We start from the raw sequence: 11,774 nt of genomic DNA, 5'->3' as shown, positions 1-11,774 counted from the left end.
GGGCATGCAACCATCTCAGCGTTGAAAGGGAAGATCGCCATGGCGACGACACGTACCGCGACGACCCAGTGGAAGGGCGCGCTGATCGACGGCTACGGCACCGTCGAGCTCAACACCTCCGGCGTGGGCACCTTCGACGTCACCTGGGCCTCGCGCTCACAGGAGGCCAACGGCAAGACCAGCCCCGAGGAGCTGATCGCGGCCGCGCATTCCTCCTGCTTCTCCATGGCGCTGTCGCACGGGCTCGCCCAGGCGGGCACGCCGCCGCAGGAGCTGGAGACCAGGGCCGAGGTGACCTTCCAGCCCGGCGAGGGCATCACCGGCATCGTGCTGTCGGTGCGCGCTCAGGTGCCCGGCATCTCCGCGGAGGACTTCCAGACCGCCGCCGAGACCGCCAAGGCCGGTTGCCCGGTGAGCAAGGCCCTCGCGGGCACGACGATCACGCTCAACGCCGAACTGGTCGGCTGACCGGACGGCTCACGGCCCCCGCGCGACGTCCGCGTGGGGGCCTCACCATGTCCGGCATCCGTTTTCAGCGCAAAGTAAACCTTTACAGCGGACATGTCCACATTTGACCAATTTGCAGTATGTTGATGGAGCTTCCGGCGGCACCCTCACCACCGTCGGCCGCGAGCCCCCCATATGGCCGGAAAGATCTGGTAAATCAGATGCGCGGCCCTAAAATCGACGGTAGAGCCGGAACGCAAGCATCCAGGTCTGCGGCGGCGGAGCCCCCGGACGAGAGGAGATCACGGGAGCCCGGATCACGACAGAGCAACGAGCCGCGCGATCAAGCTGCACCGCGAAACGTTCCACGACCACAATGAGGCTACATGCGTGAGGTCTGGCCTGGTGAGCCGTACCCTCTGGGCGCCACCTGGGATGGCGTGGGTACGAGCTTCTCGCTCTTCTCCGAAGTCGCCGAGCGGGTCGAGCTCTGCCTTTTCGACGACGCCGGTCAGGAGAGCCGTGTCGACCTGCCCGAGGTCGACGGCTTCGTCTGGCACGGCTACCTGCCCGGCATCATGCCCGGCCAGCGGTACGGCTACCGCGTGCACGGGCCCTACGACCCGGCCGCCGGGCACCACTGCGAGCCGAGCAAGCTGCTGCTCGACCCCTACGCCAAGGCGATCGAGGGCGAGGTCCGCTGGGACCAGTCGCTGTACGCCTACCAGTTCACCGACCCGTCCCGGCGCAACACCGACGACAGCGGGCCGTACATGCCGAAGAACGTGGTGGTCAACCCGTTCTTCGACTGGGGCGACGACCGCCCGCCGCGCACCCCGTACCACGAGACGGTGATCTACGAGGCGCACGTGCGCGGGCTCACCATGCGCCACCCCGACGTGCCCCGCGAGCAGCGCGGCACCTACGCCGGCCTGGCGCACCCCTCGGTGATCGACCATCTGGTGAGCCTCGGCGTGACGGCCGTCGAGCTGATGCCGGTGCATCAGTTCGTCCCCGAGCACGCGATGGTGGCGCGCGGCCTGACCAACTACTGGGGCTACAACACCATCGCCTTCCTGGCCCCGCACAACGCCTACGCGAGCGCGGGCCAGCGCGGCGAGCAGGTGCTGGAGTTCAAGGGGATGGTCAAGGCCCTGCACGAGGCCGGCATCGAGGTGATCCTCGACGTGGTCTACAACCACACCGCCGAGGGCGATCACATGGGCCCCACGCTGGCCTACCGCGGCATCGACAACGCCTCCTACTACCGGCTGCTGGACTCCGACCGGCGCCTGCTGCTCGACTACACCGGCTGCGGCAACTCGCTGAACGTCCGCTCGCCCCACGCGCTGCAGCTCATCATGGACTCGCTGCGCTACTGGGTCATGGAGATGCACGTCGACGGCTTCCGCTTCGACCTGGCCGCCGCGCTGGCCCGCGAGCTGCACGACGTGGACCGCCTGTCGGCCTTCTTCGACCTGATCCAGCAGGACCCGGTGATCTCGCAGGTCAAGCTCATCGCCGAGCCGTGGGACGTCGGTCCGGGCGGCTACCAGGTGGGCAACTTCCCGCCCCTGTGGACCGAGTGGAACGGCAAGTACCGCGACAGCGTGCGCGACTTCTGGCGGGGCAGCCCGTCGGGGCTGCCCGAGTTCGCCTCGCGCCTGGCCGGGTCCTCCGACCTGTACGCGAACAGCGGACGCCGCCCGGTCGCCTCCATCAACTTCGTCACCTGCCACGACGGCTTCACCCTGACCGACCTGGTCTCCTACGACCACAAGCACAACGAGGCCAACGCCGAGAACAACCGCGACGGCACCGACGACAACCGCTCCTGGAACTGCGGCGCCGAGGGGCCGGTCGAGGACCCCGCGATCGTCCGGCTGCGCCGCCGCCAGCGCCGCAACCTCCTGACCACGCTCTTCGTGTCGCAGGGCGTGCCCATGCTGCTGCACGGCGACGAGATCGGCCGCACGCAGCTCGGCAACAACAACGCCTACTGCCAGGACAACGAGGTGTCCTGGGTCGACTGGTCGCTGCTGCGGTCAGAGCCCGAGCTCCTCGACTTCGCCCGCGCGCTCGCCGCGTTCCGCAAGCGGCATCCGGTGTTCCGGCGCCGGCGGTTCTTCCTCGGCCGGGTGCCCGAGGGCGACGTGCGCGACATCGTGTGGCTGACGCCGTCGGGCAAGGAGATGACCTCGGGCGACTGGCACAGCGGCTTCGGCAAGGCGATGGCGGTGTTCCTCAACGGCGAGGCGATCAGCGAGCCGGGGCCGCGGGGCGAGCGCATCAGCGACGACTCCTTCCTGCTGCTGGTCAACGCCCACCACGAGAACATCACCTTCGCCCTGCCCGGCGGCGAGTTCGGCCCCGGCTGGCGGCCCGTCCTGGACACCGCCGAAGAGCGCGTCGACCTGCGCACCCCCTCCCACGCCCTGCACCTGCCCGGCGCCCTGGTCGCCGTCACCAGCCGGTCCATGCAGATCCTGCGCGCCACCACCGGTTCCTGACCGCCGGGGGCGGCGCCGCCCGTCCGGGGCGCGCCTAGAGCATCGCGGCGGTGAGCAGCACCAGCACGAAGGTCGCCAGCGCCGCGAGGCCGTGCAGGAGCACGGCGATGACGGGGAAACGCTGTTCGGCGCCCTTGGCGTGCCGCCCGCCGCCGATCCAGCGGGTGAACATGGTGAAGCCGAGCAGCAGGGCCGCGCACAGCAGGCTGAGCGACAGCCACAGGTAGCCATGACGCCCGCTGACCAGGAAGCCCAGCCACGAGGCCAGCGAGCAGACTCCCAAGGCGGGGTGCAGGAAGACCAGAGTGGCCGGGAACCGGGTCACCTTGGTCTTCTGCTGGCGCAGCCCTCCCCCGGTCAGCCACAGGCACAGGAGATAGACCCCCAGGCCCGCCGCCACCACCCATATCGCCACCGCCGCCAGCCGCACCAGGCCCTCCATTCGCCGCCGCGTGTTCCTCATCCCCTACATCTGAGCCCGGGGGCGTAACGCTACGCATCCCATGTCTCACAAATGGCTATATATGGCGAGCTATTGCTTCGGCGACCTTGCCGCCCCCTCCGCGACCCGGCGTTCCCCTTGTGCCAAGGTAGGAAGCGTGCGACGCATCCTTCCCAGCCCCGCGGACGACGTCGATCTCGCCCACGCCTACGCCTACCCCCGGTCCGGCTGCCTGCGCCTGAACATGGTGGCCGGCGCCGACGGCGGCGCCTGGCTCAAAGGCGTGTCGGAGGGCCTGTCAGGCAAGGGCGACCGACGCCTGTTCGGCGTGCTGCGCGGCCTGGCCGACGTGGTGCTCGCCGGCGCCGCCACCGTGCGCACCGAGGCCTACGGGCCGGCCCGCCCGCGCCCGTCCTGGCGCGAGCTGCGGGTCGGACGGCCGCTCTCCCCGCCCATCGCCGTGATCACCCGGCGCCTGGACCTCGACCTGGCCAGTCCGCTGTTCACCGAGGCCGAACCGTACGCCAGGACGATCGTGATCACCACCGAGCGCGCGCCCAAGGACCGCCGCGACGAGGCCGCCCGGCACGCCGAGGTGATCGTGGCCGGCGACGAGCGGGTCGACATGTCCCTCGCCGTGGCCTCGCTGCGCGAGCGCGGCCTCGGCCGCATCCTGTGCGAGGGCGGGCCGAGGATCAACGGGCAGCTCGCGGCGGCCGGACTGGTGGACGAGCTGTGCCTGACCGTCAGCCCGGTTCTGACCGGCGGCGACTCCGCGCGCATCCTCAACGGGCCCGCCTCCCACGTGCCCCTGCGCCTCGCGCACGTCCTCACGGAAGAAGACTTCCTGTTCTGCAGGTACACCCGGGAGCCGAAATGACCCTCCCCGAACAGCCGAGCCGTCCCGGCCGTCCCGCCCCGCCGGAGCCGCCGCCCGAGATGGACCTGCCGGTGCCGCCGCCGGTGGCGCCGATGCTCGCCAAGGCCGTCAAGGCCCTGCCCGCGCAGGACGGCACCCTGCTGTACGAGCCGAAGTGGGACGGCTTCCGCTGCATCGTGTTCCGCGACGACGACACCGTCTACCTGGGCAGCCGCAACGAGCGGCCGTTCAACCGCTACTTCCCCGAGCTCATCGAGGCGGTGCGGCGCGAGCTGCCCGAGCGCTGCGTCGTCGACGGCGAGATCGTCCTGCGGCAGGGCCAGATCCTCGACTTCGACGCGCTGCAGCAGCGCATCCACCCGGCCGCCTCGCGGGTCAAGCTGCTCGCCGAGCGCACGCCCGCCTCGTTCGTGGCCTTCGACCTGCTCGCGATCGGCGGCGACAGCCTGATGGACACCCCGTTCGGGGAGCGCCGCGCCCGGCTCGCCGAGGCCCTGGCCGGCGCGGGCGACCGCGTCCGGCTCACCCCCGTCACCGCCAGCGACCAGCGCGCGGGCGAGTGGTTCGAGATGTTCGAGGGCGCCGGACTGGACGGCATCGTGGTCAAGCGCACCGACCAGCCCTACGAGCCCGACCGGCGCACGATGTTCAAGGTCAAGCACGAGCGCACGGCCGACTGCGTCGTCGCCGGCTACCGCGAGCACAAGTCGGGCCCGGTCGTCGGGTCTCTGCTGCTCGGCCTGTACGACGAGGCCGGTGTGCTGCACCACGTGGGGGTGTCGGCGTCGTTCCCGATGAAGCGCCGCGCCGAGCTGATCGAGGAGCTCAAGCCCTACCTGCTGGAGGACCTGGGCGGGCATCCGTGGAGTTCGTGGACGTCGCAGGACGAGAACACCGCCCAGCGCATGCCCGGGGCGATCTCCCGGTGGAGCGCGGGCAAGAACCTCGCGTTCATCCCGCTGGATCCCCGGCTGGTGGTCGAGGTCGCCTACGACCACATGGAGGGCAACCGGTTCCGGCACACCGCCCAGTTCCGGCGCTGGCGCACCGACCGCACCCCCGAGTCGTGCACCTATGCCCAGCTCGAGACCCCGGTCGGCTACAACCTGGACGACATCCTGGCCCGCTGATCGGCCGGCCGGAGCGGATGACCGCGCCGCTCACCGCTGGGCGACGCGCGCAGGCCGGCGACCAGGTCGGCGATCAGCGGGGTCGGGCGCAGGCCGAGCTCGTAGGACAGCAGGCGCTCGTAGCGCTCGAAGACGCGCAGGGCCTCCGCCTGGTTGCCCTCGGCCAGGTGGGCGCGGATCAGCGCCGCGTGGGCGCTCTCGCGCAGGGGCTCGGCGCGCACGGCCGTCCCCGCGGCGGCGACGGCGTCGGCGAACCTGCCGGCCTCGACGAAGTCGTCGGCGAGGGCCTCCAGGGCGTGCAGGCGCAGTTGGTGCCACTCCTCGGCCTCGCGGACCACCCAGTCGTCGTACCAGCCGGGCAGCAGGTCCACCGACAGGGCCTCCACGGCGGCGGCGCTGAGGTCCGCGCCGGCCGGCCGCTCGCCCGGGTCCAGGACGCGCCGGGCCAGGGCGCGCGCCTCGCCGATGTCGACGCCGGCGGCCGGGCTCAGCCGCACCTCGGTGGAGCCGATGTCCAGGACCAGCCGGCCCGCGGCCTCCAGGCGCGCCAGCGCGGAGCGCAGGCTGGCCTGCGCCCGCCGTTCGGGCCGGTCGGGCCACAGCGTGCCCGCCAGCAGCGTGCGGGGCACCGTCTGACCGCAGAGGGCGGTGAACGACACCAGGCGCTCGGTGCCGCCCGAGACCGTCACCTGTTCCCCTCCGGCCAGGAGGCGGAAGCCTCCCAGAAGATCGACCCGCAGCGCGGGCCGCTCGCCGCTCCCCATAGTTCTGCTGCCTCCCACGTGGAAAGCGAGTCGTCTGGTAAGCAGCCCTCCCGTCGCCGTCCCTCCCGGCTATGTACCCGGCATGTACGCATTTGTCCCGTTCTTCGGACGCTCCGGCGCGCTATTTCCACCCGCCCACCGGTCACCCTGCGTCCCGGCGGGCGCCCCTGGCCGGCGGCCGTCCGGCCGGGTCAGGTCCCGTGCCGGTTCACGAACGCCATGATCGTGTCGAGCACCTGGGGCCCGTGCGGGGTCTCAAAGAGCGACGAGGCGTGCGCCGACTCGTCCGGGACGACGACGACCTGCCGGTCGGGCGCCAGGACGGCCGCGTCGTCGGACTCGCGCATGCGCTTGGCGCGGTCGCCGTCATAGACGCCGGCGATCTGCAGCAGCGGGACCCTCAGGCGGGCCGCCTCCTCGGGAAGCGGCGGGCCCGCCAGGGCGACCACGGCCGCGACGCGGTCCCCGAGCTTCAGCGCCGCGCTCACCGACAGCGTGCCGCCCATCGAGCCGCCGGCCAGGACGATGCGCCCGACACCGCGCTCCTTGTCCAGCCGCCTGGCCATGTCCACGATGTTGTCCTCGGGAACGGCGTCCAGATCGCGGGCGTAGAGCAGCACGCGGTAGCCGGCCGAGACCAGCCGGTCGGCGAGGGGCCGCCAGGTGCAGGCGTTACCGCCGCGCTCGTAGGAGATCACCACTCCGGTGGCGCCCTTGCCCATGACGACGCCGGGCAGCTTCTCCTTGCCGTAGGTGAAGATCTTCCCGTCGTCCCTGGTGTAGCACCCCGACAGGTTCGGCCCCTTGAGGAGCGGGCGCTTCGGGGACGGGGAGAGCGTGGGGGCGGGCGCCGCCGACGGCGTGGCGGCGGGCGTCCCGGACGCCGATGGACCGGCGCTCGCGCCCCGCCCGCCCGCGGCCGTCGCACCGGTCGCCCCCGTCTCGCCCCCGCACGCGCTCAGCGCCATGACCAGTGCCGCCAGCCCGACGATCGCTCGCATGACCACCACCATCTCGCTCTATGTCTGAACTGACATAGTGCCGCACACTACACTCGGGGTGCGATGCCATCAACACTTGGTTTCGCGATCCTGGCCGCGCTCGCCAAGGACGCGAGGACCGGCTACGAGCTCACCGCCGTCATGAACCGCCCGGTGGGCTACTTCTGGACGGCCCGCCACAGCCAGATCCACACCGACCTGCAGAAGCTGCTCGCCGACGGCCTGGTGCGGTTCGAGGCCGAGCACGGGCCCGGGCCGCAGGGCAAGAAGGTCTACCACCTGACCCCCGAGGGCCGGGCGGCGCTGCGCGACTGGGTCACCGAGCCGCCGCGCGCCCGCACCGAGCGTGATGAGCTGGTGCTGAAGACCTACGCGTCCTGGCTCGCCGACCCCGCCGAGATGGCCGAGCTGTTCCGCGCCCAGCTCCTGCTGCACGAGGAGCGCATCGCCCAGTACGAAGGGCAGCGGGCGGGCTTCACGGGCGTCCCCGACCCCGGCGATCCGGCGTTCGGCAACTACGCGGCCCTGTGGTGCGGCCTGAACTACGAACGCCACCGCGCCGAATGGTGCCGCTGGATGATCGAGCGGCTGGACCCGTCCGCCTGACGCCGCGCGGCGCCGCCCGAGAACCGAGCGGCCCTGCCGGTCCGCCTGACGCCGCGTGGCGTCGCCCGGTGACCGGGCGGGCCGGGCCGCCCGCCTGACCCGCCGGGGCGGCGGGCATCCTCACCGGGCGCTTCAGGGCCGCGACCTGCGGGAACGGCGGGCCGCGCGGGCGGGCACCGGCTTGATCACCCTTGATCTGGGTGGGCGAAACATGCGAGAGTGCGCACATCTTCGCACGTCGAGGGGGAGCACCACCGTGTCAGTCCAGCCATACGATCCGCTAGCCGACCAACGCGGCCCGGAGGGGCCCGAGTTCGACGTCTTCACGGCGGGCACCGTCTTCCTCGACATCGTCTTCACCGGCCTGCAGGCCATGCCGGCCGCCGGCACCGAGGTGTGGGCCGAGGGCATGGGGTCGTGCCCGGGCGGCATCGCCAACCTCGCCATCGCCTCCAGCCGGCTCGGGCTGCGCACCTCGATGGCCGCCGCGTTCGGCGACGACGACTACGCCGACTTCAACTGGCGCATCCTGTCGGAGCAGGAGTCGGTCGACCTGTCGCGCTCGCGCCGGTTCCAGCGGTGGCACTCCCCCGTGACCGTCTCGATGGCCGTCAACCGCGACCGCAGCATGGTCACCCACGGCCACCCCGCGCCCATGTCACCGACGCAGATGATCGGCCGCCCGCCCCGCTCGCGGGCCGTCATCGCGCCGCTGTCGCTGGAGGAGCCGCTCGGCGACGACGAGGCGTGCACCTGGGCCGACCTCGCGCGCAAGGACGGCGCGCTGATCTTCGCCGACGTCGGCTGGGACCCCTCGGAGACCTGGTCGGCCTCGGTGCTCGACCAGTTGTCGGTCTGCCACGCCTTCATGCCCAACGCCGTCGAGGCCATGGCGTACACCGGCACCGAGACCCCGCGCGAGGCGCTGTACGCCATCGCCGACCGGGTGCCGCTCGCGGTGGTGACCGACGGGGCCAACGGCGCGATGGCCATCGACTCCACCACCGGCGAGGAGGCCTACGCCCCGGCGCTGCGGGTGACCGCGCTCGACCCGACGGGCGCCGGCGACGTCTTCGGGGCCGGCCTGGTGCTCGGCACGCTGTCGGGCTGGCCGCTTGCCGACCGCCTGTCGTTCGCGGGGGTCTGCTCGGCCCTCGCCGTGCAGCAGTTCGGCGGCTCGCTCGCCGCCCCCGGCTGGGGGGACATCGCCGACTGGTGGCACGACGTGCGGGCCGCCGCCGCCAGTGGCCACAGCGGCGCCTACATCGACTCGCTGGCCCGCCGGTACGCCTTCCTGGACAAGCTCGTGCCCGCCGTCCCGGTGGGCGCCGTGCGCCGCGCCGCCGCCACGATGTCGCGGCACGCCGACGTGGCCGCCGGCGCAGCCGTGACGACCCCTCCGGTCGAGAGCGAGTGAGACCCCGGCGGCCCTGATGCGGCACGCCGTCGTCGGCGATGTGGCCAGGACGTCACCTTTGTCTACTCATACGTAAACCATCCGATGCGAGCGGCGGTCAAAGGATCTACCGTCGGCGGCCAACCGACCGACAGGCAAGGTGAGCCCATGCGCGTGCTGACCAGGTTCCTCTCCACCCTCCTTAGCACATCCCTGTCCGCCGTCCTTTTCACCGCAGGTTCCGCGAGCCCCGCCATGGCCGGGAGCGGGCCCGCCCCCGCCGCGGTGGACGTGACCTACCAGCGAGCCTCCTTCCACCAGGGCAGGGCCGAGGGCGTCGCCCCCGGCAGGACGCTGTCCTTCGCCCGCCCCGTGGGGACCACCGTCTACACCGACGCCCTGGGCACCAAGACGTGGGAGTACGCCCGGTGGACCGGCACGGAGCGGCAGATCGGCTTCGCCGCCACCGAGGCCGTCGCCTCGTGGAACGCCGACGTCCCCGCCGGGAGCTGGCTGCAGGTCGAGATGCGCGGCCGCAACTCCACCGGCCAGACCAAGTGGTACGTGCTCGGGCGCTGGTCCTACGCCGAGGGCGACATCCTGCGCACCTCGGTGCCGAGCCAGGGCGACGACAACGGCTACGTCTCCGTGGACACCTTCGTCGCCGCCGACGACCGGCCGATCACGAGCTACCAGCTTCGCCTCACGCTGTACCGCACGCCGGGCTCCCACGTGGTGCCGAAGGTGCGGGCGCTCGGCGCGATGGCCTCGGCCGCGCCCGACCGCGCCACCGTGCCGGTCAGCCCCGGCGGCGCCGCCTGGGGCGTCGAGCTGAACGTGCCGCGCCGCTCGCAGAACGTCCACGCCGGCCACTACCCCGAGTGGGACGGCGGCGGGGAGGCCTGGTGCAGCCCGACCTCCACCACCATGGTCCTCGGCTACTGGGGCAAGTGGCCGAGCGCGCAGGACACCGCCTGGGTGGACCCCGCCGACCCCGACCCCGAGGTCGACTACGCCGCCCGGTACACCTACGACCACGACTACGAGGGCGCCGGCAACTGGCCGTTCAACACCGCCTACGCCGGCCGATACGGCATGGAGGGGTTCGTCACCCGGCTGCGCTCGCTCACCGAGATGGAGCGCCTGATCGCCGCGGGCATCCCCGTCGTGACCTCCCAGTCGTTCAAGAAGGAGGAGCTGCCCGGCGCCGGGTACAGCACCAACGGCCACCTCATGGTGATCATCGGCTTCACCGCGACCGGCGACGTGATCGCCAACGACCCGGCCTCGCCGAACGACGACGCGGTGCGCCACGTCTATCCGAGGGCGAACTTCGAGAACGTCTGGCTGCGCGGCTCCAGCAGCCGCGGCGTGGTCTACGTCATCCACCCGCCGAACCGGCCGCTGCCCCCCACCACCCCGGGCCTGCCCGCCAACTGGTGACCCGCTCGGGTCTCACAGCTCTGGCCTCACCGCTCGGGCTTCACAGCCCGAGCCTCACAGCTCCGGCCGCCGTCCCTTCCGGACGGCGGCCGGCCGCGTGCGGGCGCGGCGGATCAGCCCGCCCCGGGCTGCTCCCCCTCGGGCCTGGCCTTGCTCGGCTGGACGCGCTTGGGCTCGCCGGGCATTTTGGGGTAGTTGGGCGGGTAGGGCATGTCGCCGCGCTCGTCCTTGGCGTACCACTCGAGCAGCGGCTCGATGGAGAAGGCCCGGTCGTCGATCTCGGCGTGCACGTCGCCGAGCTCGGCGAAGCGCGGGGGGACGGTGCGGATGTCGAAGTCGCGCGGATCGGCCTGCGCCAGCTCCTCCCAGGTGACCGGCGTCGAGACCGGGGCGTGCGGCCTGGCCCGGACGGAGTAGGCGCTGGCGATGGTGCGGTCGCGGGCGTTCTGGTTGTAGTCGATGAAGACCTTCTCGCCGCGCTCCTCCTTCCACCAGGCCGTGGTGGTGAGGTCGGGACGGCGGCGCTCGACCTCGCGGGCGAGGGCGATGGCGCTCTGGCGGACCTCGGTGAACGACCAGTGGCGCTCGATGCGCACGTTGATGTGGATGCCGCGCGTGCCGGAGGTCTTGGGGAAGCCGCGCATGCCGAGCTCGTCGAGGACCTCCCGCACGGCGAACGCCGTCGCCCGGGCGTCCTCGAAGCCGGTGCCCGGCTGGGGGTCGAGGTCGATGCGCAGCTCGTCGGGGCGCTCGACGTCGTCGGCGCGGGTGGGCCAGGGATGGAAGTCGATGGTGCCGAGGTTGGCGCAGTAGGCGATGGCGGCGACCTCGGTCACCCGCAGCGCGTCGGCGCTGCGCCCGCTCGGGAAGCGCACCGTGACGGTCTGCAGCCAGTCAGGGTGCCGGGGCGGGACGCGCTTCTGGTAGATGGCCTCGGTCAGCACGCCGTCGGGGTGGCGCTTGAGGTAGGTGGGCCGGTCTCTGAGCGCGCGCAGGGCGCCCTCGCCGACCGACACGTAGTACTCGACCAGCTCGCGCTTGGTCGCACCGATGTCAGGGAAGTAGATCTTGTCCGGGTTGGTGACCTTGACGGTCCGGCCCCCGACGTTGAGCTCGATGAACGGCGACGCCATGCCTTCGACCGTACCCCGCGCC

11 protein-coding genes are annotated in these 11,774 nt (G+C 72.0%); 7 read left to right on the top strand and 4 right to left on the bottom strand.

The window, feature by feature from the left end; all coding sequences use genetic code 11:
• Positions 1-39: 39 nt before the first annotated feature.
• Complete coding sequence (locus tag ACWEN6_RS02605; RefSeq protein WP_452568620.1) at positions 40-468, top strand: OsmC family peroxiredoxin; 429 nt, start codon at positions 40-42, stop codon at positions 466-468.
• A 365-nt stretch (positions 469-833) separates the two neighbouring features.
• On the top strand, positions 834-2,957 hold the full coding sequence (gene glgX, locus ACWEN6_RS02600) for a glycogen debranching protein GlgX (protein ID WP_452568619.1): 2,124 nt from the start codon (positions 834-836) through the stop codon (positions 2,955-2,957).
• A gap of 34 nt (positions 2,958-2,991) precedes the next feature.
• On the opposite strand, the gene ACWEN6_RS02595 is transcribed toward glgX, so the two are convergent.
• The gene (locus ACWEN6_RS02595) at positions 2,992-3,420 is read right to left on the bottom strand and encodes a hypothetical protein (protein ID WP_452568618.1); all 429 of its coding nucleotides are present in this window, start codon (positions 3,418-3,420) and stop codon (positions 2,992-2,994) included.
• 136 nt (positions 3,421-3,556) lie between these two features.
• On the opposite strand from ACWEN6_RS02595, the gene ACWEN6_RS02590 reads away from it, so the two are divergent.
• Together ACWEN6_RS02590 and ACWEN6_RS02585 are read left to right on the top strand one after the other, a co-directional pair.
• Complete coding sequence (locus ACWEN6_RS02590; protein ID WP_354838881.1) at positions 3,557-4,279, top strand: pyrimidine reductase family protein; 723 nt, start codon at positions 3,557-3,559, stop codon at positions 4,277-4,279.
• A complete protein-coding gene (locus tag ACWEN6_RS02585) occupies positions 4,276-5,409 on the top strand; it encodes an ATP-dependent DNA ligase (protein ID WP_452568617.1) in 1,134 nt (377 codons plus the stop codon). The genes ACWEN6_RS02590 and ACWEN6_RS02585 overlap by 4 nt, the downstream gene beginning before the upstream one ends.
• Here ACWEN6_RS02585 and ACWEN6_RS02580 read toward each other — a convergent pair.
• Together ACWEN6_RS02580 and ACWEN6_RS02575 are read right to left on the bottom strand one after the other, a co-directional pair.
• Complete coding sequence (locus tag ACWEN6_RS02580) at positions 5,379-6,173, bottom strand: AfsR/SARP family transcriptional regulator (protein ID WP_452568616.1); 795 nt, start codon at positions 6,171-6,173, stop codon at positions 5,379-5,381. The two genes, ACWEN6_RS02585 and ACWEN6_RS02580, sit on opposite strands and share 31 nt — an antisense overlap.
• Before the next feature lie 191 nt (positions 6,174-6,364).
• Complete coding sequence (locus ACWEN6_RS02575; protein WP_452568615.1) at positions 6,365-7,174, bottom strand: alpha/beta fold hydrolase; 810 nt, start codon at positions 7,172-7,174, stop codon at positions 6,365-6,367.
• Positions 7,175-7,237: 63 nt separating this feature from the next.
• On the opposite strand from ACWEN6_RS02575, the gene ACWEN6_RS02570 reads away from it, so the two are divergent.
• From ACWEN6_RS02570 to ACWEN6_RS02560, 3 genes are all read left to right on the top strand, one after another.
• A complete protein-coding gene (locus tag ACWEN6_RS02570) occupies positions 7,238-7,780 on the top strand; it encodes a PadR family transcriptional regulator (protein WP_452568614.1) in 543 nt (180 codons plus the stop codon).
• A gap of 256 nt (positions 7,781-8,036) precedes the next feature.
• Positions 8,037-9,197 (top strand): carbohydrate kinase family protein, encoded by a 1,161-nt coding sequence (locus tag ACWEN6_RS02565; RefSeq protein WP_452568613.1) that lies wholly within the window; start codon positions 8,037-8,039, stop codon positions 9,195-9,197.
• A gap of 147 nt (positions 9,198-9,344) precedes the next feature.
• Positions 9,345-10,619, top strand: a complete 1,275-nt coding sequence (locus ACWEN6_RS02560) for a C39 family peptidase (RefSeq protein WP_354919698.1) — start codon at positions 9,345-9,347, stop codon at positions 10,617-10,619.
• A 113-nt stretch (positions 10,620-10,732) separates the two neighbouring features.
• Here ACWEN6_RS02560 and ligD read toward each other — a convergent pair whose 3' ends face one another.
• Complete coding sequence (ligD, locus tag ACWEN6_RS02555; protein WP_452568612.1) at positions 10,733-11,752, bottom strand: non-homologous end-joining DNA ligase; 1,020 nt, start codon at positions 11,750-11,752, stop codon at positions 10,733-10,735.
• Positions 11,753-11,774: the final 22 nt, after the last annotated feature.

It is taken from the genome of Sphaerisporangium sp. NPDC004334 (genome assembly GCF_053602655.1).
This window is presented reverse-complemented; position numbering and strand designations above follow the sequence as displayed.